The sequence below is a fragment of the Rhodococcus jostii NBRC 16295 genome (genome assembly GCF_001894825.1).
Classification (GTDB): Bacteria; Actinomycetota; Actinomycetes; order Mycobacteriales; family Mycobacteriaceae; genus Rhodococcus_F; species Rhodococcus_F jostii.
In genome coordinates this window covers 77996-103610 of record NZ_BCWY01000018.1, presented here as the reverse complement: position 1 = coordinate 103610, position 25615 = coordinate 77996, and the positions used below count along the sequence as shown (strand labels likewise).

Genomic DNA, 25615 nt, shown 5'->3' with positions numbered 1-25615 from the left:
GGCCGAATCCGGTTCCACCGGAGCCGAAAATTCTCGAATTCCTCTGCGACCGTGAGACCGCACTGTGACCGGACCGCGACCGGACGGGCCGGGCACGTTCACTGAGAGCACCGTCCCCGGGTGTTATCTTCAACCCGAGCATGCAGGTCGGTCCACCATCACTCCGACCACCGATGTGGAGGGGTCCCGTGGTCGAGAAGTCATGGTCTGTGGCTGGAGTGCCGCTGTGCGTCGCCGCCGTCGTGGCCGCGACGATCGGCTTCACCGCCGCCCCGGCGGCAGCCGACACCACGCCCTGGCTGCCGGTGAACGCCTGCGACGAGACCGGATACAACCCGGCTAAGGAGCCTCCAGGCCCGGCCGGTCCACTGCTGCCGCCGGTCCCGCCGACGGTGAGCATCCCGATCCCGTACCCCGACTTCGTGCCCGTCCCCGTTCCCGGACCTCGCGTCGAGCAGACCCGCGTCGCCCAGGACCTTCCCGCCGACCCGTGCTCGGATCCGTGCCCCGACCTCACCGACGAGGTCGACGAGCCCGAGGCCGAGCCGGGATCCACCGGTTCTGCGGGCTCGTCAGGGTCTTCGGGTTCGGCAGGGTCTGCGGGCTCGTCAGGGTCTTCGGGTTCGGCAGGGTCTTCGGGTTCGGCAGGCTCGTCGGGTTCGGCAGGCTCGAGTGCGCTGCCCATCCCGAAGATCTCGATCGATCCGCGGCCCGAGACCATTCCGATTCCCATACCCGGCGGTCCCGGGCCCGAACCGCAGCCCGCGCCCCCGGTCGAGGTCAATCCGGCCGAGCGCGGTTCCCTCACCGCGTCGATGGAAAAGCCCCGCGTCGGCGACGTCCGGCTGGTGTCGCAGTTGACGGGACACGGGTCGGAGAACCGCACCGACAAGCGCTGGCAGGTGGACGGCACCGACCTCGGTATCACGTGGGAGACGAAGCCCGGCGAGGTGGCAGTCGCGTTCGGTGACACGTTCGGCAAGGACTGGGCCCCGCCGGGTGCGTTCGGCGAGGACTGGCGGAGCAACGTTCTCGGCCACAGCACCGACACCGACCTGTCCGACGGCATGACCATCGACAGCATGGTCCAGGACAGCCGGTGCCACGCCGCCGAGATCATCGACAGCAGGCACATCAACAACTTCGAGACGACCACCATCCCGACGTCGGGGTTCGCGATCGGTGACCGTCAGTACCTCAGCTACATGTCGGTGAAGCGCTGGAGCATGATCCCCGGCATGTGGTACACGAACTACGGTGGCATCGCCTACTCCGACGACAACGGGCAGACCTGGACCAAGGACCAGCACGCCAAGTGGGACAACATCTTCGGCGCCCGGTTCCAGGTGTCGGCGATGGTGCCGCAGGGTGACTACGTGTACATGTTCGGCACCCCCAACGGCAGGATCGGCACCATCGGCCTGGCCCGCGTCCCCGTCGACCAGGTGCTCAACACCACGTCGTACCAGTACTGGTCGGACGGCACGTGGACCCCGGTATCCCGGCACCTCGCGACCCCCATCGTCGGCGGTGTCGCCAGCGAGTTGTCGGTGCGCTACGACCAGGCCGCGGACAAGTGGCAGATGAGCTACCTCGAGCCCGTCGGCGGTTCGATCGTCCTGCGGCAGTCGTCGAGTCCACAGGGTGTGTGGTCGGAGGACGCGACTCTCGTCGACACGGCCGACTACCCGAAGGCGTACGGCGGCTTCATCCATCCGTGGTCGACGGACCAGGATCTGTATTTCACGATCTCGGAGTGGGACAGCTACAACGTCTACCTGATGCACGCGTCCCTGCACCCGTGAGTACTTATTAACCGCGGGCGGTTAACAAGTACGCACGGCGTGGAGGGCGACCTCGGTGGCCTTGACGACGAAGAACACGTCCAGGCCAGGCACGAGATCGAGTTCTGCGACGGACGCCGCTGTCACGTCCGCGCTCAGTTCGAGCCTGCCGCCCGCCTCGGCCGCGCGCACCCGGACCGTCGGCCCCCGCACCTCGATCTCGGAGATCGAGACCTGGAAGACGTTGCGGGGACTACCTTCCGGCGACCGGCGGTGGACGGCCACCGAGTGCGGTGCGAACACCGCGACCGCCGGGGCGCCCGGCACGAAGTCGGCGTCGGGCAGGCCGTGCATCCGGACGCCGGTCTCGGTCTCGAAGCCGTCCTGTGCACCGAACACGGGTACGAGGTTGAGTCCGGCGATCCGCGCGGCGAATGCGCTGCGCGGACGCGTCAACACGTCTCGCACCGAACCGGATTCGACGACTTGACCGCCCTCGACGACGATCACCCGGTCGGCCAAGGCCAGTGCGTCGAGGACGTCGTGGGTGACCACGACCGCGGTCCGGTCGCCGTCCCGCAGCACCTGCCTGAGCAGCACCCGCAGGGCAGGGGCCGCGGCCACGTCGAGGGCCGACATGGGTTCGTCGAGCAGGAGTGCCTGCGGTTCCGCGGCGAGTGCGCGAGCGACCGCGACCCGCTGCGACTGCCCACCGGACAACTCGTGCGGACGACGGTCGGCGAACTGGGTCGCGTCGACCGCGTCGAGCCACTTCTCGGCGATCGCCCGCGCTTCCCGGCGTCCGCGACCGGAACTGCGCGGCGCGAACGCCACATTGGCGGCCACCGTCAGGTGCGGGAACAACAGCGCCTGCTGCGCGAGCAACGCGATGCCGCGCCGGTGCGGCGGCAGCGCGATGCCGCGGTCGGTGTCGGTGAGCACCCGCCCGTTCAGTTCGACCCGTCCGGCGTCGGGGCGCACCAATCCCGCCACCACTGAGAGCGCCGTCGACTTGCCGGCGCCGTTCGGTCCGAGGACGGCCAGCACCTCACCCTCGGCTAGGTCGAATCCCACCTCGACGCCGCGGGCATCGACCCTCGCCTCGACGCTCAGGCCGGTCACAGCGCGGCCCTCGACGCCCAGCCCCGCGAACCCACCACGATGACGACGGCGACCACGACGAGCACCAGCGACAGCGCCACGGCCGCATCGGCATCGGTCTCGCGCTGCAGGTAGATCTCGAGCGGCAGGGTCCGCGTGACGCCCTGCAGACTGCCCGCGAACGTCAGCGTGGCCCCGAACTCGCCGAGCGCCCGGGCGAACGCCAGCACCGCGCCGGACACGAGTCCGGGCAGCACCAGCGGAAGCGTCACCCGCCGGAACACGGTGGTGGGACTCGCACCGAGTGTCGCGGCGACGTGCTCGTACCGCCGGCCCGCGGTCCGCAGCGCCCCCTCGAGGCTCACCACCAGGAACGGCAGCGCGACGAACGTCTGTGCGAGCACCACGGCCGTGGTGGTGAAGGCGATGTGGATGCCCGCGACCTCGAGGTGCTGCCCGATGAGACCCCTCCGGCCGAACGTGTAGAGCAGGGCGATACCCCCGACCACCGGCGGGAGCACCAACGGCAGTAGCACCAGCGACCGCAACACGTTCAGGCCACGAAAACTACTGCGGGACAGTACTACTGCCATGGGAACACCCAGCAGGATGCACAGTGCGGTACTCGCGGCGGCGGTGCGCAGACTCAGTTCCAGCGCCGCGAGTGAGGATTCCGACGTGACCAGTTCGAAGAAGCGCGACCAGTCGACGCTCGCCAGCATCGCGAACAGCGGCAGGACGACGAACAGGCCGCCCAGCGCTGCCGGCACGAAGATCCAGCCCGGCAGGCCGGACGGAACTCTGACGCGCGCCGCTCGGATCACGGCTGGGCGAATCCTGCCTTCGCCAGCACTGCCTGACCTTCGGGTCCGGTGACGAGGTCGATGAAGCCCTGCGCCGCTTCCGGATTCTTCGAGGCGGACAGCGCGGCAATCGGATACGTGTTCACGGCCTGTGCGGCCTCCGGGAACGCCACGGCCGTCACCTTGTCGCCCGCGCCAGCCGCATCGGTGACGTACACGAGTCCGGCGTCGGCCTGACCGGCCGTCACCTTGTTCAGTACGTCGGTGACCGACGACTCCTCGCTGACGGGGGTGAGGTCGACACCCGTTGCGGTCTCGACCTTCTGCGTCGCAGAACCACACGGAACCTGCGGGGCGCACGTGACCACCAGCGTTCCCTCGCGGTTCAGATCCGCGAAAGAGGCGATGCCCTTGGGGTTTCCGGGTGCTGTCACGATGGTCAGCGTGTTGGTGGCGAAGTCCACGGGACTGCCCGCGACGAGGCCGGCGTCGACCACCTTCGTCATGTTGTTCGTGTCGGCGGACGCGAACACGTCGGCCGTGGCACCCTGGTCGAGTTGCGCGGCGAGGTCGGAGGAACCCGCGAAGCTGAACTCCACGTGGGATCCGGGGTGCGCGGTCTGGTACATCCCGCCGAGTTCGGTGAAGGTGTTCTTCAGCGACGCCGCGGCGAACACCGTGATGTCGCCGCCCTCCGCGGATGCCGACGTGGACTCCGCGGAGCCGGACTCGGAGTTGTCGTCGTTCGAACCGCAACCGGTGATCAGGGCGAGACCGAGTGCGGCCGCGGCCACTCCGGTCGCGCCCCTGCGCCAGGACATCTTCATGAATCTCCTCCAGGTGTTTCGACGATCACCGTGGTCGACTTGACGACGGCTACCGCGACCTTGCCGGGCTCGAGCCCCAGGTCGCGGACGGCTTCACTGCTCATGAGCGACACGATGCGGAAGGGCCCGCACTGCATCTCGACCTGGGCCATCACCTTGTCCATCACGACCGCCGTGACGATGCCGGTGAACCGGTTGCGCGCCGAGGACTCCGACCCGAGCAGGTCCGGGGACTTGGCCGCGTTGGCGCGTGCGAACTCGGCAAGCGCGACGCCGTCGATCACCTTGCGGCCCGACTCGTCCTTCTCCGCGGCGAGGCTGCCGTTGTCGATCCACCGCCGGACCGTGTCGTCGCTGACTCCGAGCAGTTCCGCGGCCTGGCGTATCCGAATACTCGTCACGCCGAGATCCTAGGCACCGGCGTCGACAACGGTCAGGTCGGTCAGGTCCGACACGTAGCGGCCGCCCTTCCTGTCACCGGGAACGACGAGCCGGGGTTGGTCCAGTGGTTGTCCGTCCTCCTCGTATGCGACGAGGACGGGTGTCGCGGCGAAGTCGGGGGAGAACTCGCCGAACGACACGACGGCGACGTACCCGTCGGACGCTGCCGCCCTCACGACCAGGCGAAGGAGCGGATTCTTCGATTCGGCTTCACGAGGATCGGCGCTGTCCACCACGTCGGACAGCAGTGCGCCGACATAGGTGTGCGCCTGAGGTCCCTTGCTGCTGTCGAATTCGACGCTCTCGGTGTGAGGCGCATAGCCCCGCAGCGCCGCATCCGTCAGTTCCAGCGGGTGGTCGACGGCTCCGGCGACTCGAACCCCGTCGGACGCGGCGGCGGGCGCGCTGGTGGTCGGCGCCGTGCTGTCCGCGGTGGGCGTGGAGCATCCGGACAGGGCGACAACCGCACCTGCGGCGAGAAGCAGCGCAAAGCGCCGCACATGCGTCATGACCGACATACTATGTCGGCAAATACGGACCGATCAAGAGCAGGTTTCCGCAAATGCGGATCAGTACACGTCCCGCACGTAGCGTTTGTCGGTGGAAAGCTGCTTCATGTACAGCTCGGTGTCCTCTTCGTCCAGACGCCCGTGGGTGCGGACGACTTCGCGGACCGTCTCGTCGACGTCCTTGGCCATCCGGCTGGCGTCGCCGCACACGTACAGGGAGGCACCCTCCTGCATCCAGCCCCACAGCTTGGCGCCGTGTTCGCGTATGCGGTCCTGCACGTAGATCTTCTGCCGCTGGTCCCGGGAGAACGCTGCATCGAGGTGGGTGAGAAATCCGTCGCGGTGCATAGCTTCCATCTCCTCGCGGTAGTAGAAGTCGGTTGCCTCGTGCTGCTCGCCGAAGAACATCCAGTTCTTGCCCGTGTGACCCAATTCCCTACGCTCGTGCAGGAATCCGCGGAACGGCGCGATGCCGGTGCCGGGTCCGACCATGATCATCGGTGCGTCGGCGGCCTGCGGGGGACGGAAGTGCGCCGACTTCTGCACGAAGATCGGCACGTCGGCGTCGTCGCAGTGATCGGCGAGGAACGTGGAGCACACCCCGGAGCGGTTCTTGCCCTCGTGGTTGTAGCGCACCGCGGAGACGGTCAGCTGCACCTCACCGGGGTCGACCTTGGGACTCGACGAGATCGAGTACAGCCGCGGCTGGAGGCGTTTGAGGACGCCCAGCCACTCGTCGGCGTCGGCATCGACCGCGTACTGCGCCAGCACATCCATCGACTGCCGCCCCCACAGCCACTGCTGGAGCGCGATCTTGTTCTGCGGGCGCAGCAGCCGCGCCAATTCGGTGTCCTGGGTGCGGCTCTGCACGAACCGCAGCAGTTCGGGGGTCACCTTGGTGATCTCGAGCTTCGTCCGCAGCGCCTCCCGCAGCGTCATCTCGGGCAGGTCCGGCAACGTGACGGGCGTGTCCGGGATCGAGCGGGTGACCTTCAGCCATTCGTCGACGACGGCGTCGCTGTTGGTGGGCCAGACACCGAGCGCGTCGCCGGCCTCGTAGGAGAACTCCGGATCGCTCACCTCGAAGCCGAACTGCCGCACGTCCTTCGACGATCCGGCCGCGCTGAGCGGAATGTTCCTCGTCAACCGGGTGACCAACGGCGTCTTGCGCGTGAACGTCGCCGCCTTCTTCGCCGCGGGCCGGGCCGGCGCGGCCGGGGTCGCGGTCGCACCGTCGGCCGCACGCTCGCGAACGAGGTTCTGCACCTGGGTCAGCCACTCACGGGCCTGGTCCTCGTAGTCCGGTTCGCAATCGACCCGCTCGGTCAGCCGTTTCGCCTCGAGCTGCTCCAACCGCGCGTCGAGTCGCTTGCCGTGCCCGCAGAAGTCGTCGTAGTTCGAGTCACCGAAAGCCAGGACGGCGTACCTGGTCTGCGACAGCCTCGGGGCCTCGTCGCTGCTGAGAGCCGACCAGAAGCTGCTGCCGTTGTCGGGGGCGTCGCCGTCCCCGAACGTGCTGGTGATGATCAGGAGATCACGGACGTCGGCGAGGCCCGCGACGTCGTAGTCGTCCATGCTGACCAGGCGGGTGCCGTGCCCGGCGGCCTCGAGTTGACCGGCGCATTCGGCGGCGAACTCCTCCGCGTTGCCGGTCTGCGACGCCCACACCACGACCACCGGGTGCTGGACCGATTCAGCGTTCGCGGGACTCCCGTCCGGCGCCGAAGTGCCATCCGGAACTTCGGAGCGGGAGAACAGACCCGCCATGAGCCCGTCCAGCCACACCCTTTTCGACCCGGAGATCGGCGCAGTGCGCGGAAGGACTGGAACGCCCTGCAATTCGGTGGACTGCAAACCGGCCAGCAGACCGGCGAGGTACATGCGTTCGTGTTCGTCGAAACTGGGTGAGGCGGAGTCGTCCAGTCCGAGAATGCGGCTCATCTCGGCGGCAGGCGAACCCTGCGCGAGGGTGAGAGCCCCGCCCGATTCCGGGACCTCCGGAGCGGACACCGGGGCCACCCGGGTCAGGGACACGGCGCACGCCTTGAACTCCGGCTGGAAGGACGTGGGGTCGACGGCGTCGTTGGTGACGGCGTTGATGCTGAGATATTCACCGAACGAGTCGTTCCAGTGGAACGGGGCGAAACACCCGCCGGGCAGCACGCGGTCGCTGACGACGGCGGGAAGCACCGCGCGGCCGCGCCGGGACGCGACCTCCACCTTGTCGCCGTCCGCAATCGACAGCTTCTGGGCGTCAGCCGGATTGATCTCGACGAACGGGCCGGAGTTCAACTTGTTGAGCTTGGCGACCTTGCCGGTCTTGGTCATCGTGTGCCACTGATGTTGCAGCCGTCCGGTGTTGAGCACGAAGGGGTAGTCGTCGTCGGGCATCTCGGCGGGCAGCATGTGCGGGCGTGCGAAGAAGGCCGCCTTGCCGCTCGCGGTGGCGAACGCGAGCCGAGGGAGTGACCCGTCGGGAGCCGACAGCAGGTTCTGGCTGACGCCGTCGTTGACGTAGCGGATCGGGTTGCGATCGGTGCGGTCGCCGGGCGGGCTCGGCCACTGCACCGGCGTCTCCCGCAGACGGTCGTAGGTGACGCCGCGCAGGTCGTAGCCGGTCTTGGGATTCCAGGTGCGCTTGATCTCCTCGAACACGTCCTCCGAGGACTCGTAGGTGAACGCGTCCGCGTACCCCATCTCGGCGGCGACGCGGGCGATGATCTGCCAGTCGGGCAGCGCCTGACCGACCGGGTCGACGGCCTGCTGCAGCAGCGTGAGGTTGCGCTCGGAGTTGATCATCACCGAATCCGACTCCGCCCACAGCGCCCCGGGGAGCAGGATGTCGGCGTATCCGTTGGTCTCCGTGTCGAGGAAGACGTCCTGGGTGATCACGAGCTCGGCGGCCTCGAGGCCTTCGATCACGGTTCGCCGGTTCGCCACGGTGGCAACGGGATTGGTGCAGATGATCCAGCAGGCCTTGATCTCGCCCGCCACCATGCGCTCGAACATGTCGACGGTGCCGGTGCCGACCTCGGTGCGGATGCTGCCTTCCGGCAGCTCCCACAGGTCCTCGATGAACGCCCGGTCGTCGGCGGCGAGCACCGACCGCTGCCCCGGCAGGCCGGGACCCATGTACCCCATCTCGCGGCCGCCCATCGCGTTCGGCTGACCGGTGAGGGAGAACGGGCCGCTGCCCGGACGGCAGATCGTCCCGGTGGCCAGGTGCAGGTTGCAGATCGCGTTGGTGTTCCACGTGCCGTGGGTGCTCTGGTTCAGGCCCATCGTCCAGCAGCTCATCCAGTTGCCGGCCTCGCCGATCCACTGGGCGGCCTGACGGATGTCGGATTCGGGGATACCGGTGATCTCCGCGACCTTCTCGGGGGTGTACTCCTCGAGGAACTCCGGCATCACCTCCCAGCCCTCGGTGAATTCGGCGATGAACTCGGGATCGGTGTGCCCGTTCGTCACGAGCAGGTGCAGCAGGCCGTTGAGCAGCGCGAGGTCGGTGCCCGGGGCGATCTGCATGAACAGGTTCGCCTTGTCGGCGGTCGCGTTGCGGCGTGGGTCGACGACGATCAGCTTGGCGCCGGCCTTGACGCGGTCCATCATCCGCAGGAACAGGATGGGGTGACAGTCCGCCATGTTGGCGCCGATCACGAAGAACACGTCGGCCTGGTCGAAATCCTGGTACGACCCGGGCGGGCCGTCCGCACCCAGCGACTGCTTGTAGCCGGTGCCCGCGCTGGCCATGCACAGCCGCGAGTTCGACTCGATCTGGTTGGTGCCGACGAAACCCTTCGCGAGTTTGGTGATGAGGTACTGCGCCTCGATGGACATCTGGCCGGAGACATAGAAGGACAGGGCGTCCGGGCCGTGCTCGTCGAGTTGTTGCTTCAGTCGGCGGGCGGTCTCGCTGATGGCGGCGGCGACATCCACCGAGGTGGGTGCCTCCCCGCGCTCGTCCCGCACGTATCCGGTTTCCATGCGACCACCGGCCACGAGCATCTCGGCGCTCGTCGCACCCTTGGTGCAGAGGCGGCCGAAGTTGGTGGGATGGTCCTTGTCGCCGGACGCCTTGAGTACTCGGCGCGCATTCGTCTCGGGATCTATCCCGACCTCGAGCACCATGCCGCAGCCGACACCGCAGTACGAGCAGGCGGTCTTCACTGTGGAAGTACCGGCTTTCTGCTGCTGCATCGACTAGCTCCTCACCTGCACGGTCGCCGCGTGTCCACCTGGCTCACGACCTGTATCAATGGTGCCGACAGGCGTGTTTCGTCGGGATTAACCCCGGTGAGCGTTCGATGACGTCTCTCGCACCCAGGGTGCGGCGCAGTGGTGAGTCCGTTCGGACGAGTCGACGGAGCGATGTGACCGTCGCCACATCTACGGTGGGTAATCGGTCAGGTTCGGAGTACGACCGACGGAGGAGTCAGCCCTTCTGCGCGGCCCACCACGACAGCAGTTCGGCCTCCGCGTCGTCCCGGCTGAGGGGACCGCGATCGAGCCGCAGCTCCTTGAGGTACTTCCAGGCCTTCCCGACGTCCGGGCCGGCCGGAATGCCGAGCAACTCCATGATGGCGTTACCGTCGAGGTCGGGGCGCACCCGCGCGAGGTCTTCCTGCTCGGCGATCCGGGCGATCCGCTCCTCGATGTCGTCGTACGTCGCCTGCAGAGCGGCCGCCCGCCGCTTGTTGCGCGTGGTGCAATCGGCGCGAACCAGCTTGTGGAGGCGCGGCAGCAGGGGACCGGCGTCCGTCACGTACCGGCGCACGGCGGAGTCGGTCCACTGCCCCTTGCCGTAGCCGTGGAACCGAAGGTGGAGGAACACGAGCTGCGAGACGTCGTCGACCATCTGCTTCGAGTACTTCAGGGCCCGCATCCGCTTGCGGACCATCTTCGCGCCCACCACCTCGTGGTGGTGGAAACTGACGCCGCCGCCCGGCTCGTTGCGCTTCGTGTCCGGTTTGCCGACGTCGTGCAGCAACGCCGCCCACCGCAACACCAGGTCGGGGTCGCCCTCCTCGAGGTCGACGGCCTGCTTCAGCACGGTCAGCGAGTGCCAGTACACATCCTTGTGCTGATGATGCTCGTCGATCTCGAGCTTCATCTGCGGCACCTCGGGCAGCACGTAGTCGGCCAGGCCCGTCTCGCACATCACGTTCATGCCGTCGATCGGGAACTCGCCGAGGATCAGCTTGTCGAGTTCCGCACGCACCCGCTCGGCCGTGATCCGCTCGATCTGCGACGCCATGTCGGTGATCGCCCGATGCACCCGCTCGTGCAGGGTGAAACCCAGCTGGGACACGAACCGCGCGGCCCGCAACATGCGCAGCGGGTCGTCGTTGAACGAGTTCTCCGGCGCCGACGGGGTGTCGAGCACCCCGGCGAGCAGGGCGTCCATGCCCCCGAGTGGATCGACGAAGTCCTGCGAACCGTCCGCACCGATCCGCACGGCCATCGCGTTGACCGTGAAATCGCGCCGCACCAGGTCGTCCTCGAGTTTCGACCCGAACTGGACGACGGGATTGCGCGACACCCGGTCGTAGGCGTCGGCGCGGTACGTGGTGATCTCGATCTGCTGCCCGGCCTTGGCCGCGCTGATCGTCCCGAAGTCGATGCCCGTGTCCCACTGGTTGTCGGCCCAGCCCGACAGCAGTTTCTGCACCTGCTCCGGCCGGGCGTCGGTGGTGAAGTCGAGGTCGGTGCCGAGGCGGCCCAGGATCGCGTCCCGGACGCTGCCCCCCACCAGGTACAACTCGTGACCGGCGGCGGCGAACCTCTCACCGAGCGGCGTCAGGACTTCGGACAGCTCGCGCAGCGTCACCGCGGCACCGGCAAGCAGTCGCGTACGGCGCTCGTCGTCGAGAGAAGGGGCAGTCACGTCCAGGAAGCTTACCGAGGTGCGCAAATAGCGGGATACGCATACACGCTGTCACCTCGCAGTTCGGTTCACCACGGGAGTGTCACGAAGCGTCTCGGTTCGGGTGCGGCGTTCAGGTGGAAACGGCAAAGCCAACTACTATCGATGGGGTGTCTGCTGCCGAACGTGCGAACAGGAGTCGCCGCAACTCGCGGCGGCGCGGCGCCGTCGGCAAACCCGCGAAACCCCACATGAGGACGGTTCGGGAAACCTCGGCGGGGGGACTCGTCGTCAACGGTCTCGGCGGGCCGCGGGAGAATCTGTGCGCCGCGCTGATCGGTCGCACGGACCGTCGCGGGCGGCTGCTGTGGTCGCTGCCCAAGGGGCACATCGAACAGGGTGAGACCGCGGAACAGACCGCGATGCGTGAGGTCGAGGAAGAGACCGGCATCCAGGGCACCGTCCTCGCGTCGCTCGGCAGCATCGACTACTGGTTCGTCACCGAGGGCCGCCGCGTCCACAAGACCGTCCACCACTATCTGCTCAGATGCCTCGGTGGGGAACTGTCGGACGAAGACGTGGAAGTCACCGAGGTAGCGTGGGTGCCGCTCGCCGAGCTGGGATCACGCCTGGCCTACGCAGACGAACGGAAACTCGCAGAAATCGCCGGTGACTTGATCTCCAAGATGACGACCGCCCCGACCGCACCCGACCTGAAGCTCCAGAAGGGGCCAGACGCCGGATGAGGATGGCTTTGCGTCGGGTCGGTGCCGTGACGTTGACCGCACTCGCGGTCGTTCTGGCTCCCACCAGCACCGTTGTGGCGACCGCCCAGGATCCCGTGCCGCCCGAGAGCGCCGGGACCCAGATGGTCGACGAGGATCCCGAGTTTCTCGAGCTGCACATCGACAACGTCACGCCGTCCACCGTCACCACTACCAGCGACCCGTTCGTCACGGTCACGGGCTCGGTGAAGAACATCGGCGACCGCACGGTCCGCGACGTCAGCGTGCGCATGCAGCGCGCCCCGGCCGTCGCGAGCAGCGAGGGCCTCCGCACGTCGCTGACCCTCGATCAGTCCCGGTACGACACCGTCGGCATGTTCGACACGGTGGCGGGGCGCCTCGACGAGGGGCAGAGCAAGCAGTTCACGCTGTCGCTGCCGCTGCGCTCCGACACCGACGTGTCCCTCGACATCACCGAACCCGGCGTGTACCCGCTGATGGTGAACGTCAACGGCACCCCCGAGTACGGCGGGGCCGCGCGCCTCGACGACGCCCGCTTCCTGCTGCCCGTGTTCGGAGTTCCCGGCAGTCCGGCCGTTCCGCCGGACATCTCCAGCCCGGTCGCCGTCACCATGCTGTGGCCGCTCGCCGACCGGCCCCGGCTCGCGGCGGGTGTCCCGGGCTCGGTCACCGAACCGGTCCGTCTCGTCGACGACGAACTCGCGACCTCGCTCGCGGACGGTGGCCGGCTCGACGAACTCCTCGCAGCGGCCGAGTTCGCCACCCGGGAGAGCGTCGACCGCGACCACACCCTCCGGGACAGTCTGTGCCTGGCGGTGGACCCGGACCTGCTGATCACCGTCGAGAACATGACCCGCGGATATCTGGTGGTGGACGATCCTTCCGACCCCACCGGTTCCGCCCACGAGGGGACGGGCAAGGACGCCGCGTCCGCGTGGCTCGAACGGGCCCGGTCGCTGGCCGCCACCATGTGCACCACGTCGGTGCCGTTCGCGCAGGCCGACCTGGCCGCGATCACGGAGGTCGCGAACCCGGACCTCACCGCCACCGCCGTCGAGGCTCCCGCCGACATCGTCGACAACGTGCTGGGGGTGACGTCGCTGCGCAATTTCGTGTGGAGCGACGCGGGCGTGCTCGACGACGCGACCGCGCAGATGCTCCGCGGGGACGAAGCGACCACCACGCTCGTAGCCGCGAACTCCGTCGACACGACCGCACCCCGCGACAGCGCCCACGTCATCGAGGCGACACCGGCCCCGGTTCCCGTCCCCGGGAACGGGGGAACCGGGGGAACCACCCCGGCCGCGGCCGAGACGTCCACGGCCACCGGAAGCGTCGACGCCCTGCTGTTCGATCCCTCGGTCGGCACGGCCCTCGCCGCCATGGGGACCACCCCGCAAACCCCGTCGTACACCCCGGAACGCGCCCGGTACGACCTGTCGGACGATTCGCAGACCGCGCGACTGCAGGACGCTCTCGGCGCGGTGTCGTGGTCTGCCCTCGAACCCGAGGCCGCACGGGCCTCCGGCACACCCCGCTCGCTGATGGTGGTGCCGCCGCAACTGTGGACGGCAGGCGCCGACGACGCGAAGACGCTGCTGTCCACGGTGTCCTCGCTGATGCGGTCGGGGCTGGCCACCTCCCGGCCGTTACCCGCGCTGCTGGGACGTCAGCCCGGATCACCGGAGGTCGCCGCCCTGGAGTACCCGGATCAGGCCGCCGAGGACGGCGTCCCCGCCCGCCTCCGCGACGCCGCGGCAACGCAGATGCCGCGCATCGAGGCGCTGAACGCCGCGCTGGTCGACGACCCGCAGGCCCCCCTCACTCCGGAACGGTTCACGGCGCCGCTGCGAGAGGACCTCGTGCGGTCGATGAGCCTCGCCCACCGCCGCGACGACGAACGGCGGTCCGCGGAAGAGGCGGCCGACCTGCGCGCCGACGAGGTGGCCGAAACCATGGACGACATGTTCGGCGCCGTCACCGTCGTGTCACCCGGCGGCGTCTACACACTGGCGTCCGAACAGAGCCCCCTGCTGCTGGTGGCCCGGAACGACCTGCCGGTCGGGATCACGGTGCGCCTGCAGGTGGATGCGCCGTCGGGGATGACGATCACCGACATCGGGCCCACCACGCTGCCCCCGCGCGGCAGTCGCACCCTCACCGTTCCCACCGAGGCCAACGACTCGCGCAAGCTCGTCGTCAAATTCTCTCTGACCACCGCCGATGGACAGCAACTGGGAGAGCCGACCAGCGTGACGGTACGGTCCAACGCGTACGGGCAGGCGTTGGCGATACTGACAGCATGCGCGGGTGCTCTGCTGCTGTTCCTCGCCGGCCGCCGGCTGTGGCATCGATTCCGCGGCCAGCCGGATCCAGCTGACGAAGGGTACGAACGTTCATGACCGGGAACTTGCCCAGTAGGGGCCAGAGGCTTCCCGATCGCTCCCATCCCCGGGTCGCCCCGTGGGAACGGGACCACTGGGCTCGGGAGATCCGGCCGGACGAGGCGCCGACGGTGCAGTTCGCGGCCATCCGGGTCGACCCCACGCCGCCTCCGGTCCGGGATTCCGGTCCGTCGACCGCGCCGCAGAAACAGAGCAATTCCCGTCTTCTCGCGTCCACCGGTTCCATCGCGGTCGCGACGCTCGTCAGCCGCATCACCGGATTCGCCAAACAGCTGCTGGTCCTGACGCTGCTGGGTGGCTCGGTGGCCAGCTCGTTCACCGTCGCCAGCCAGATCCCGAACATGATCTCCGAGCTCGTGCTCGGAGCCGTGCTCACCGCGATCGTCGTGCCCGTCCTGGTACGTGCCGAGCGCGAGGACCCGGACCAGGGTGCGGCGTTCGTACGGCGCCTGTTCACCGCGACGTGCGTGCTCCTGGGGACGGCGGCGCTCCTCGCGACCGCCGCGGCACCCGTACTCACCACCCACGTCTTCCTGTCGGCGGACGGCAAGGTGGACACGTCCCTCACCACAGCCCTGTCCTATCTCCTCCTGCCCGCGATCCTGTTCTACGGACTGTCGGCGCTGCTCACGGCCATTCTCAACACCCGGCAGGTGTTCAAACCCGGGGCCTGGGCTCCGGTGCTGAACAACGTCGTGATGCTCACCGTGCTGGTGATCTACTACGCGACCCCGGGGGAGATCACCCTCGACCCGGTGCGGATGAGCGACCCGAAGCTGCTGGTCCTCGGTGTCGGCGTCACCCTCGGTGTCGTGGTGCAGGCGATGAGCCTGGTGCCGGCCATCCGGCGCGAGGGCATCTCGCTGAAACCGCTGTGGGGCCTCGACGACCGGCTCAAGCAGTTCGGCGGCATGGCCGTCGCGATCGTCCTGTACGTGTTGATCAGCCAGGCCGGCATGATCGTCGCCACCCGCATCTCGTCGCACGCCGACGCGTCGGGTCCCGCGATCTACAACAACGCGTGGCTCCTGCTGCAGCTGCCGTACGGCGTGCTGGGCGTGACGGTCCTCACCGCGATCATGCCGCGGCTCAGCCGCAACGCCGCCGCCGACGACACCCCCGCCGTCGTCGACGACCTGTCCGTCGCCACCCGGCTGACGATGATCTCGCTCGTCCCGATCATCACGTTCCTCACGTTCGCGGGCCCCGAGATCGGTCAGGCGCTGTACGGGTACGGCAACTTCGGTTCGGGCGACGCCGAACGCCTCGGCCAGGCCGTGAGCTGGTCGGCGTTCACCCTCATCCCGTACTCGCTCGTGCTGATCCAGCTGCGCGTCTTCTACGCGCGGGAGCAGGCGTGGACACCCACCTGGATCGTCCTGGGCATCACCGTGGTGAAGATCGCGCTGTCCGCGCTCACCCCGATGATCGCCTCGAGCGACGACCAGGTGGTGATCCTGCTCGGCGTGGCCAACGGCCTCGGCTACATCACCGGAGCGGTCGTCGGCGGATATCTGCTGCACCGCAGCCTCGGCAACCTGCAGATGGCCAACGTCGGGAAGACGGTGTGGGTGGTGGTGCTCGCGTCCATGGCGGGTGCGCTCGTCATGCTCGGCGCCGACCGACTCCTCGGGCTCGACCGGCTCACCAGTTTGTTCGGCGGCCCGGGCTCGATGGTCCGGGTCATGATCAGCGGCGTCCTGATGCTCGTCGTCACCTTCGTGATCCTCTGGTTCGCGAAAATCCCCGAGATCGTGTCCATCACCGTCGCCGTCACCCGCAAGGTTCGTGCCCTGCGCGGTCGCGGCGCGGCGCCGGAACCGGAGGTCGACCCGCTCGCAGACGCCGAAACAGAACTGATTCCCGTGGTCCGTGCCACACCGCACGACGTCGGAGGACAGCCGCGTGGTATCGAACGACCCGGTGGACTCCCGTACCCTGGACACGAGCGGGTCGGAGCGCCGCCCGGTACTGGTCGGAGTTGGGCATTCGAAAATGAAGGAGTGAGGGTGAGCGACGACGACGTGGCCGGCAGCAAGAGAGCCGGAGGTTCTACGGTGCAAGCGTCCGAACGCGATTCGGCCGCCACCCCCAACGGCGTCGACGCCCCTACCACCCGGATCTCGTCCGAGTCGGCCTCCGCCGGCTCCGCGAAGTCCGACAAGCAGGCCGGCGCCGACGCACCGCAGAAGAAGGACGCAGCCACCTCCGCGGGCTCCACAGACACTCCGAAAACGGGTCAGAGCAAGGACACCGGCGATCGCAACGGTGCCGACGCCGAGACGAAGGCCGCGCCGAAGACTCCCGCCGACGAGGCAAGCGAATCGCGCGGAGACACACGTCACATGGGCGCTGCGCCCGCACGGGATCTCAGCTACGACACCGGCGTGATCCCGATCACACCCGCGCCCGGACGTGAGCCCGGCGCAGGCCCCCGTCGTACTCCCCGTGGCCCCAAGCTCATTCCCGGCGCCTCCGTCGCGGGCGGCCGGTACCGACTGCTGACACCGCACGGCGGTTCGCGCGGCCTGCAGTTCTGGCAGGCACTCGACGTCAAGCTCGACCGCGAGGTCGCTCTCACGTTCGTGGACGCCGAACAACGCTCCACCTCGGCCGGTCCCGAAGGCCCGCAGGCCATTCTGTCCCGCACTCTGCGACTGGGCCGGATCAATTCCCCGGGTCTCGCCCGCGTGCTCGACGTGGTCCGCGGCAGCTCGGGCGGCATCGTCGTCGCCGAGTGGACCCCGGGCCGCTCGTTGCGGGAGATGGCCGACACCAAGCCTTCTCCGATCGGCGCCGCCAGTGCCATCCGTGCGCTCGCCGCGGCCGCCGAGACCGCGCACCGCGCCGGTGGGGCACTGTCCATCGATCACCCCGACCGCGTCCGTATCAGCATCAACGGCGATGCCGTGCTGGCGTTCCCGGCCACACTCGCCGATTCCGACTCGAGTTCCGACGTGCGCGGTCTGGGCGCCATGCTCTACGCCCTCATCACCGCCCGCTGGCCGCTGGGCGACCCGTCCGCCCCGGCCGGTGATCCGTCGGGTTCGCCTCGCCCCGGCAGCGTCGGCGGCATGCGACTGGCCGACCGCGACTCGAGCGGGCAGCCCATCGGACCGCGGGTGATCCGGCCGGAGGTCCCGTTCGAGATCTCCGCGGTGGCTCTGCGGTCGCTCGAGCCGAACGGGGGAATCCGCACGGCCGCCACCGTGCAGCACATTCTCGATCAGGCATCCGTCGTCAACGACAAGACAGAGTTCATCCCCGTGCTGCGCCTCGGGCAGCGGGGCCCCGGCCCGTCCGGTCACGCTCTCGCCGACCCGGAAGCACTGGAGGCGGAGAAGAAGAAGTCCAACCGGATGATCGCCGCGCTCGTGGGCCTGGCGGTCGTCACGATCATCGTGCTGGCGCTCCTGGGCTTCTGGCTCGCGACGTTCCTCACGGGCAGCAGTTCCGACGCGCCGCTCACCGAGCAGGACTTCGGCCTCACCACTTCGGCCGAGCCGCCGCCCAATCCCGAGTCACCTGCACCCGCGCCCGCCCCTGCGGCGAACGTCGCACCGATCACGCCTTCCGGGGCAACGGTGTTCTCGCCGCAGGGCACCCCCGACTCCGCCGCCAACGCCCGGCTGGCCGTCGACGGCAACCCGTCCACCGTGTGGAGCACCGACTCGTACTTTCAGCCCTTCCCCGCGCTGAAGAACGGTGTGGGCCTGATGGTCACGCTGGACGAGCCGACCACCCTGTCGAGCGTGTCGATCACCTCGCCGACACCGGGCACCAACGTCGAGATCCGCAGCGCCCCGTCGGAGAACCCGACCCTCGACCAGACGCAGGTGCTCGGTTCGAAGGTGCTCGGCAACGGTGTCACCGACATCCCGCTGAAGTCGGAGGGGCCCACCAAGAACGTGCTGGTGTGGATCACCGGCCTCAGCAATTCGGGTGGCAAGAATCAATCGTCCATCGCGGACATCGGTTTCAACGCCGCGACGTAGACGGCACCCGGTGCTCGCGGACCGGCGAACTGAGCTAACATCCGCCGGTGCGAATCTTCCGGGGGGATTCCGAGGGTGAGCCCTCGGACGTCGACCTGTTGGCGGCGCACGTCGCCGGCGACCGGCACGCATTCGAGACACTGCTCGGACGCCACTACGACCATCTGTGGCACGTCGCCAAACGCACCAGTTACACCGCGGAGGATGCCGCGGACGCGTTGCAGGAAGCGCTGCTGTCCGCGCATCGCAACGCCGGCTCGTTCCGCCGGGACGCCGCGGTCCGGAGTTGGCTGCACACGATCGTCGTCAACGCCTGCCTCGACCGCATCCGCCGCAACAAGGCTCGTCCGGCCGTGTCCCTCTCCGCCGAAGAGGACGACGAACCGCGCGACACCCGCGACTACGTGTCCGAGGTGGAACTCAGCCTGGTGGTCGAGCGCGCTCTGGCGCAGCTCCCACCGGATCAGCGGACCGCGATCGTGGCCGTCGACCTCGAGGGCCGCTCGACCAGCGAGGCCGCGATGCTCCTCGGGGTTCCGGAGGGCACCGTGAAGAGCCGCTGCGCCCGGGGCCGGAAGAAGCTGGCCGCCTCGCTCGAATATTTTCGGGTGGAGGGGAACCGATCATGACTCCGGGGCGTCAAACCGTAGTAGGAGCGGGGCAGTATCCCGGCGTCCCGGACCACAATGAATCGGTGAGGAGGTGCCATGGCCGACCGTGAGTTCCACCCCTCCGACGCCACGCTGCCCGAACCGCCATATTCCGAAGACCTGCTGGCCGATCTGCATGCCGGGGTGCTGCCGGAGTCGGTCAGCGATCGGCTGTGGCCGCTCGTCCGGAACGACCCGCAGGCCATGGCCGTCATCGACGCACTCGACCGGGTCACCGATCAGCTCGGCGCGCTCGGGCGCGATCATTCCGTTACCACCCCGATTCCCGACGACGTCGCCGACCGCATCCAGCGCTCCCTCGCCGCGGAGCGGGCCGCGTCCACCGTGGTGCCGCTCGCCGGGCGACGGAAGTGGGCGGCGGTGGCCGCGGGAACGTTCGCGGCGGCGGCAGCGGTCGTGGTGACCGTCGCGGTGGTCACGCCGGGCAGTCGGTCACCCGAGCAGCCGCCGGTGGCCCTGCCCGGTTCCGAAACGTCCTCGACGCCGCCGGTTCTCGACCTGGGGAGCGACCCCGATTCCGGACGCCTCCTCACCCTGATCGGTTCGCGGCAGCTCGGACCACTCGAGAATCCCGCGGTTCTCGCAGAATGTCTGCGCGCCAACGGTATCGAGCCGTCCCGTGCCCTCCTGGGGTCCGGTGAGGTCCGGCTCGACGGCGAACCGGGGGTCCTGCTTCTGGTGGCGGGGCCGCGGCCGCCGCAGATCACAGCGATGGTGGTGGGCCGCGAGTGCAGTGCGGGCGACCCTGCGACACTCGACGTCACCGATATCGGTTGACGGTCAGGGGTTTTCGCTCTCCGAACGCGCGACCGGCATGAGCAGTTCCAGGATCTTCGCGCGGAGTTCCGGAGTGTCGTCCTCGACGGCGATCAGGCTCGTGAACAGTGCGGCGCCGGCGGCGAGCACCAGCACGGCCGTCGCGGTGTTCGACTCACCCGGGCCCTCCTCGCGCCCGAACAGCTGAGTACTGGGCCCGCTGAATCCCCGCCAGAGCGCGGTGCGGAGATCGTCGTGGTCGCGGATCGCGGCCAGCAGGCCCGGCGTGGCCGCTCGCACTTCCGGGCGGGAGAACAGTTCGGCGCTGCCGGTCACCACCCAGCGGATCCAGCCTTCGCGATCGGTGCCCTCGAACGGCGTCAGGTCCGGTGTCGCGCCGAGGATGGCGTCGAGCACCAGATGCGCCTTCGACGGCCACCGCCGGGTGATGGACGCCCTGCTCACCCCGGAGCGGGTCGCAATGGCCCGCATGCTGAGTTGCTCCCAGCCCGATTCCACGAGCATCGCACGGGTGACGGCGAGGACGTCGGTGTCGATCCGCGGGTCGCGCGGGCGGCCGGTTCCAGTTGCATTCATTGGTTCGAATTGTGGGACAGAGGTGCCTTCCGCGCTATATCGTACCTATTACGAGTCCAGTGGCATCGTAATTCGAACAGGACGGACACATGAAGATCGCGGTCACCGGCGGCACCGGATACGTCGGCGCGCACACGACGCTGACGCTCCTCGCCGACGGGCATTCGGTGCGGTTACTGGTCCTCCCCACCGAGTGTCCCGACACCCTGCTCGACGCGGCCGGTGACGCCGCCGCGCGGATCGAGCGGGTGGTCGGCGACATCCGCGACCCCGACGTGGTGGCGGGCCTCCTCGACGGCTGCGACGCCCTGCTCCACGCCGCCGGGGTGGTGGGCACCGACGACCGTCGCGAACAGCTGATGTGGGAGATCAACACGCAGGCCACCGCCGCGATCCTCACCCGGGCGGCCTTCCTCGGACTCGACCCGATCGTCCACGTGGCGAGCTTCAGCGCCCTGTTTCCGTCACCCGACGCCGTCATCGGACCGGACAGTCCGACGGCGGCGGGGCGCAGTGCGTACGGCCGCACCAAGGCGGCTGCCGATCGCATCGCCCGCGCACTCCAGGACGCCGGCGCCCCGGTGGTCATCACCTACCCGACGAGCGTCGTCGGTCCCGGGCTCGGGTCTACGAAAGGTGTCACCGAGCAGGGCTGGGGCGCGCTCGTCAGCGGCGGGGTGGCACCCCGATTCGACGGCGGCATGCAGATGATCGACGTGCGGGACGTGGCCGCCGTCCACGCCGCCGCGATGCAACCCGGCCGCGGCGCCCGGCGATACGTCTGCGGCGGCGAGCTCATCGAGTTCAACCAGCTCATCGACATCCTCGAGCGGTCCTCCGGGCGCCGACTTCGCCGCATCCCGTTGTCGGGTGCCACGTTTCGCACGATCGGCCGGTTCGCCGACGTGATCGGCAAGCTCACACCCCTCAGCGCCGGACTCAGTTACGAGGCCGCGTGGCTCCTCACCGCTGCCACCCCCACCGACGATTCCAGAACCCGTGAGGAACTGGGCCTCACCTGGCGTCCGGCCCGCGCCGCGCTGGCCGCGACCTTCGGCTGAGCACCGTCCCCACCAACTCCACGCGAAGGCAGACCACCATGACCGTTCCAGCACCGCACCCCGGCATCTGGGAGCCGGCTCGCCTGGGCCCCCTGACTCTGCGCAACCGCATCGTGAAGGCGGCGACGTTCGAAGGTGTCATGCCGCACGGCCGGGTCACCGACCAGCTCGTCGACTTCCACGCAGAGGTCACGCGCGGCGGCGCCGCCCTGACCACCGTCGCCTACTGCGCCGTCTCACCCGGCGGACGCGTCCACGCGAATACGCTCGTGCTCGACCGCGCACACGTGACCGACCTGCGCCGCCTCACCGACGCCGTCCACGCCGAAGGGGGACTGGTCGCGGCCCAGATCGGTCATGCCGGTCTGGTCGCGAACCCGCTGTCCAACCGCACCAAGACGCTCGCACCGTCCACTCGTCTCAGCCCACCGGCAATGGGCCTGGTGAGGGGTGCCACCAGGGACGAACTCGACCAGGTCACCCGCGACTACGAAGACGCCGCACGCAACGCCGTCGATGCCGGCTTCGACGCGATCGAGGTCCACCTCGGGCACAACTACCTCCTCAGCTCGTTCATGAGCCCGAACCTCAACAAACGCACAGACGAGTACGGCGGCAGCCTCGAGCGGCGGGCGGCCTTTCCCCGCCGGGTGATCGAGAGTGTGCGCCGCGCCGCCGGCGACTCCGTGGCCGTGACGGCGAAATTCAATATGGCGGACGGTGTCCCGAAGGGGCTGTGGCTCGACGACAGTCTGCGCATCGCCCGGCTCCTCGAAGCCGACGGCCACCTCGACGCGTTGCAGCTCACCGGCGGCAGCTCTTTGCTCAACGGAATGTACTTCTTCCGGGGCGAGGTCCCGATGGCGGAATTCGTTGCCTCCCAGCCCAAACTGGTCGGCTGGGGCCTGAAGGTGTACGGGCCGCGGATCTTTCCGACCTACCCGTTCGAGGAGGCGTTCTTCCTCCCGATGGCCCGGCAGTTCCGTGCCGCGCTGTCGATGCCGCTCATCCTCCTCGGCGGCATCAACCGGCTCGACACCATCGAGAACGCACTCGGCGAAGGGTTCGAATTCGTCGCGATGGCGCGGGCCCTGCTCCGCGACCCCGACCTCGTCAACAAGTTCCACGACCTGCACGTGCCCGAGGGGCTCTGCATCCATTGCAACAAATGCATGCCCACCATCTACACGGGCACACGCTGCGTCATCCGGGAGACTCTGCGCTGATCAGCGACCCTGTGAGGGGAGCGACCGGTATCACCTGCAGTCCGGGAACAACACCCTTTAGTCTGGTGTTGATCCATACGACTGAGCACCCCTCACTACTGGAAGGCCCGCATGACCACTCCATCGACGGTTCATGAACTCATCATCGTTGGTTCGGGACCTGCCGGATACACCGCTGCCGTCTACGCGGCGCGCGCGGAACTCGGACCGCTGCAGTTCGAGGGGACCCAGTTCGGTGGCGCCCTCATGACCACCACCGACGTCGAGAACTTCCCCGGATTCCGTGAGGGAATCATGGGCCCCGACCTGATGGACCAGATGCGCGAACAGGCCAAGCGCTTCGGTACCGACATCCGCACCGAGGACGTCGAGGAACTCGACCTCACCGGCCCGATCAAGAAGGTCGTCGTGAACGGCGAGACCTACCAGGCGCACGCCGTCGTGCTGGCAATGGGCGCCGCAGCCCGCTACCTCGGCATTCCGGGTGAAGAGAAGTTGCTCGGCCGCGGCGTCAGCGCCTGCGCCACCTGTGACGGATTCTTCTTCAAGGACCAGGACATCGTCGTGGTCGGCGGCGGCGACTCCGCGATGGAGGAGGCCACCTTCCTCACCCGCTTCGCCCGCAGCGTCACCGTGGTGCACCGCCGCGAGGAGTTCCGTGCGTCCCGCATCATGCTCGAGCGCGCCAAGGCGAACGCGAAGATCCGGTTCGTGACCAACGCGGCGCCCGTCGAGGTGCTGGGGGAGAACAGCGTCACCGGCCTCGTGATCCGCGACACCGTCACCGGTGAGACGTCCACGCTGGACGTCACCGGCATGTTCGTCGCCATCGGTCACGATCCGCGCAGCGAACTGGTCAAGGGTCAGGTCGACCTCGACGAGGCCGGATACGTCATCGTCGAGAACCCGTCCACCGCCACCTCACTGGACGGTGTCTTCGCCGCCGGCGACCTGGTGGATCACATCTACCAGCAGGCGATCACTGCCGCCGGCACCGGTTGTTCCGCCGCGATGGACGCCGAGCGCTGGCTGGCCGAGCGCGGCGACATCACCGCCAACACCGTGGCCGCCGCCGGCCAACCGGTCGACGCCTGAGCACCCCACCCACCCACCGACCACCTCGAGTAAGGGAAATCCCCGTGTCGAACACCGTCACCATCACCGATGATTCGTTCCAGCAGGACGTCATTTCCAGCGACAAGCCCGTCCTCGTCGACTTCTGGGCCACCTGGTGCGGCCCGTGCAAGATGATCGCCCCCGTCCTGGAGGAGATCGCCGGTGAGCACAGCGACAAGCTGACCATCGCGAAGCTCGACATCGACGCCAACCCGGGCGCTGCCCGCGACTTCCAGGTCATGTCGATCCCGACGCTGATCCTGTTCAAGGACGGCAAGCCGATCAACACGATCGTCGGCACCAAGGGCAAGGCTGCGCTGCTGAAAGAGCTCGCCGACGTTCTCTGATCGACACCCGAACACCCCGCGCGATTCCCGATTTTGTGGGAATCTCTGAGACAATCGATCGATGTGCTCCAGTCGCATCAGCTAGACCGACCGGGCACATCGATCGTTTTGTTTGTACCGAGACTCGTTTGTACTCGTTGATTCGGACTGAGAGGCCCTGAAACATGCACCGACTCCGTCACGGCGACCATGGTCCGGCCGTCGCTGAGATTCGGGGCACTCTGGCCGGTCTCGGTTTCCTGCACAACGGTGTCGCCGACACCCGCCGCGAGAGCACCAACGGTTCGCACTGGATCGCTCCCGACGCCGTGTTCGACCATCACCTGGACAGTGCCGTGCGGGCCTTCCAGCAGCAGCGTGGGCTTCTCGTCGACGGAATCGTGGGTCCTGCCACCTACCGGTCCATGAAAGAGGCGTCCTACCGCCTCGGGGCGCGGACGCTGATCTACCAACTGTCCGCACCGCTCTACGGCGACGACGTCGCCACCCTGCAGACCCGCCTGCAGGACCTCGGCTTCTACGTGGGGCGCGTCGACGGCTTCTTCGGTCCGCAGACCCACGACTCCCTGTCCTCGTTTCAGCGGGAGATCGGCATCGCCGCCGACGGCATCTGCGGTCCGGCCACCCTCCGGTCGCTCGAACTGCTCGGCACCCGCGTCACGGGTGGCTCGCCGCACGCGATGAGCGAAGAAGAAATGGTTCGCAGCTCCGGACCCCAGCTGAGCGGCAAACGGATCGTCATCGATCCGGGTCTCGGTGGCGACACCTACGGGACCATCGTGCGGTCCCCGTACGGCACGATCTCGGAGTCCGACATCCTGTGGGACCTCGCCAGCCGCCTCGAGGGCCGCATGGCCGCGACGGGCATGGAGACGTTCCTGTCCCGCCCACACCACGCGAATCCCACGGACATCGAGCGTGCATCCACATCGAACGCGTTCGATGCCGATCTGATGATCTCGTTGCGCTGCGATGGAAACACCAGCCCGTCCGCCAACGGTGTCGCGAGCTTCCACTTCGGCAACTCGCACGGTTCGACGTCGATGATCGGTCAGGTTCTCACCGGCTTCATCCAGCGGGAGATCGTGGCCCGCACGCCGTTGCAGGACTGCCGCACCCACGGCCGCACCTGGGACCTGCTGCGCCTGACCAACATGCCGACCGTCCAGATCGACCTCGGCTACCTCACCAACGACTTGGATGCCGCGGTGCTCTCCAACCCGCGGGCGCGCGACGCCATCGCCGAGGCCATCCTCATCTCCGTGAAGAGGCTGTACCTGCTCGGCCAGGACGATCAGCCCACCGGAACGTTCACTTTCGCCGAGCTGCTCGCCGAAGAGCTGTCGTCCTCCGAACGTTCCTGATTA

The 25615-nt window shown here is 68.3% G+C and carries 19 protein-coding genes; 11 read left to right on the top strand and 8 right to left on the bottom strand.

The window, feature by feature from the left end:
• Window positions 1-209 precede the first annotated feature (209 nt).
• Window positions 210-1805 (top strand): glycoside hydrolase family 183 protein, encoded by a 1596-nt coding sequence (locus RJ1_RS14575; protein ID WP_174694984.1) that lies wholly within the window; start codon window positions 210-212, stop codon window positions 1803-1805.
• A gap of 21 nt (window positions 1806-1826) precedes the next feature.
• Here RJ1_RS14575 and RJ1_RS14570 read toward each other — a convergent pair whose 3' ends face one another.
• The 7 genes from RJ1_RS14570 to RJ1_RS14540 all read right to left on the bottom strand — a co-directional run bounded on the left by RJ1_RS14570 (window position 1827) and on the right by RJ1_RS14540 (window position 11349).
• The gene (locus tag RJ1_RS14570) at window positions 1827-2906 is read right to left on the bottom strand and encodes a sulfate/molybdate ABC transporter ATP-binding protein (RefSeq protein ID WP_073360940.1); all 1080 of its coding nucleotides are present in this window, start codon (window positions 2904-2906) and stop codon (window positions 1827-1829) included.
• The gene (locus tag RJ1_RS14565) at window positions 2903-3709 is read right to left on the bottom strand and encodes an ABC transporter permease (protein WP_073360939.1); all 807 of its coding nucleotides are present in this window, start codon (window positions 3707-3709) and stop codon (window positions 2903-2905) included. The genes RJ1_RS14570 and RJ1_RS14565 overlap by 4 nt, the downstream gene beginning before the upstream one ends.
• A complete protein-coding gene (gene modA, locus RJ1_RS14560; protein ID WP_073360937.1) occupies window positions 3706-4515 on the bottom strand; it encodes a molybdate ABC transporter substrate-binding protein in 810 nt (269 codons plus the stop codon). The genes RJ1_RS14565 and modA overlap by 4 nt, the downstream gene beginning before the upstream one ends.
• Window positions 4512-4916 carry a TOBE domain-containing protein gene (locus tag RJ1_RS14555; RefSeq protein ID WP_073360936.1) on the bottom strand — a complete coding sequence of 135 codons (405 nt, stop codon included), beginning with the start codon at window positions 4914-4916 and terminating at the stop codon, window positions 4512-4514. The genes modA and RJ1_RS14555 overlap by 4 nt, the downstream gene beginning before the upstream one ends.
• Before the next feature lie 9 nt (window positions 4917-4925).
• Window positions 4926-5465: a molybdopterin-binding protein gene (locus RJ1_RS14550; protein ID WP_073360966.1), complete on the bottom strand. Its 540-nt coding sequence runs from the start codon at window positions 5463-5465 to the stop codon at window positions 4926-4928.
• Window positions 5466-5525: 60 nt separating this feature from the next.
• On the bottom strand, window positions 5526-9662 hold the full coding sequence (locus tag RJ1_RS14545; protein ID WP_073360934.1) for a bifunctional nitrate reductase/sulfite reductase flavoprotein subunit alpha: 4137 nt from the start codon (window positions 9660-9662) through the stop codon (window positions 5526-5528).
• A gap of 235 nt (window positions 9663-9897) precedes the next feature.
• The gene (locus RJ1_RS14540) at window positions 9898-11349 is read right to left on the bottom strand and encodes a CCA tRNA nucleotidyltransferase (RefSeq protein WP_073360932.1); all 1452 of its coding nucleotides are present in this window, start codon (window positions 11347-11349) and stop codon (window positions 9898-9900) included.
• A 149-nt stretch (window positions 11350-11498) separates the two neighbouring features.
• Between RJ1_RS14540 and RJ1_RS14535 the strand changes: the two genes are divergently transcribed.
• The 5 genes from RJ1_RS14535 (at window position 11499) to RJ1_RS14515 (ending at window position 19922) form a co-directional block, all read left to right on the top strand.
• On the top strand, window positions 11499-12074 hold the full coding sequence (locus tag RJ1_RS14535; protein WP_073360931.1) for an NUDIX hydrolase: 576 nt from the start codon (window positions 11499-11501) through the stop codon (window positions 12072-12074).
• Between the two features lie 2 nt (window positions 12075-12076).
• The gene (locus tag RJ1_RS14530; RefSeq protein ID WP_073360929.1) at window positions 12077-14476 is read left to right on the top strand and encodes a DUF6049 family protein; all 2400 of its coding nucleotides are present in this window, start codon (window positions 12077-12079) and stop codon (window positions 14474-14476) included.
• A gap of 113 nt (window positions 14477-14589) precedes the next feature.
• Entirely contained in the window at window positions 14590-18474 is a 3885-nt protein-coding gene (murJ, locus tag RJ1_RS14525; RefSeq protein WP_073360928.1) for a murein biosynthesis integral membrane protein MurJ, read from the top strand.
• Window positions 18475-18521: 47 nt separating this feature from the next.
• Complete coding sequence (sigM, locus tag RJ1_RS14520; protein ID WP_073360926.1) at window positions 18522-19103, top strand: RNA polymerase sigma factor SigM; 582 nt, start codon at window positions 18522-18524, stop codon at window positions 19101-19103.
• Between the two features lie 78 nt (window positions 19104-19181).
• On the top strand, window positions 19182-19922 hold the full coding sequence (locus tag RJ1_RS14515; protein ID WP_073360925.1) for an RsmA family anti-sigma factor: 741 nt from the start codon (window positions 19182-19184) through the stop codon (window positions 19920-19922).
• Between the two features lie 3 nt (window positions 19923-19925).
• Here RJ1_RS14515 and RJ1_RS14510 read toward each other — a convergent pair whose 3' ends face one another.
• Entirely contained in the window at window positions 19926-20498 is a 573-nt protein-coding gene (locus tag RJ1_RS14510; RefSeq protein WP_073360923.1) for a TetR/AcrR family transcriptional regulator, read from the bottom strand.
• An 89-nt stretch (window positions 20499-20587) separates the two neighbouring features.
• Between RJ1_RS14510 and RJ1_RS14505 the strand changes: the two genes are divergently transcribed.
• The 5 genes from RJ1_RS14505 to RJ1_RS14485 all read left to right on the top strand — a co-directional run bounded on the left by RJ1_RS14505 (window position 20588) and on the right by RJ1_RS14485 (window position 25612).
• On the top strand, window positions 20588-21559 hold the full coding sequence (locus RJ1_RS14505; protein WP_073360922.1) for an NAD-dependent epimerase/dehydratase family protein: 972 nt from the start codon (window positions 20588-20590) through the stop codon (window positions 21557-21559).
• Window positions 21560-21597: 38 nt separating this feature from the next.
• A complete protein-coding gene (gene nox, locus RJ1_RS14500) occupies window positions 21598-22785 on the top strand; it encodes a 4,4'-dithiodibutanoate disulfide reductase (RefSeq protein ID WP_073360920.1) in 1188 nt (395 codons plus the stop codon).
• Between the two features lie 111 nt (window positions 22786-22896).
• Window positions 22897-23880 carry a thioredoxin-disulfide reductase gene (gene trxB / locus RJ1_RS14495; RefSeq protein WP_073360919.1) on the top strand — a complete coding sequence of 328 codons (984 nt, stop codon included), beginning with the start codon at window positions 22897-22899 and terminating at the stop codon, window positions 23878-23880.
• Between the two features lie 44 nt (window positions 23881-23924).
• Complete coding sequence (gene trxA, locus RJ1_RS14490; protein WP_005249122.1) at window positions 23925-24248, top strand: thioredoxin; 324 nt, start codon at window positions 23925-23927, stop codon at window positions 24246-24248.
• A gap of 164 nt (window positions 24249-24412) precedes the next feature.
• Window positions 24413-25612, top strand: a complete 1200-nt coding sequence (locus RJ1_RS14485; RefSeq protein ID WP_073360917.1) for an N-acetylmuramoyl-L-alanine amidase — start codon at window positions 24413-24415, stop codon at window positions 25610-25612.
• Window positions 25613-25615 lie beyond the last annotated feature (3 nt).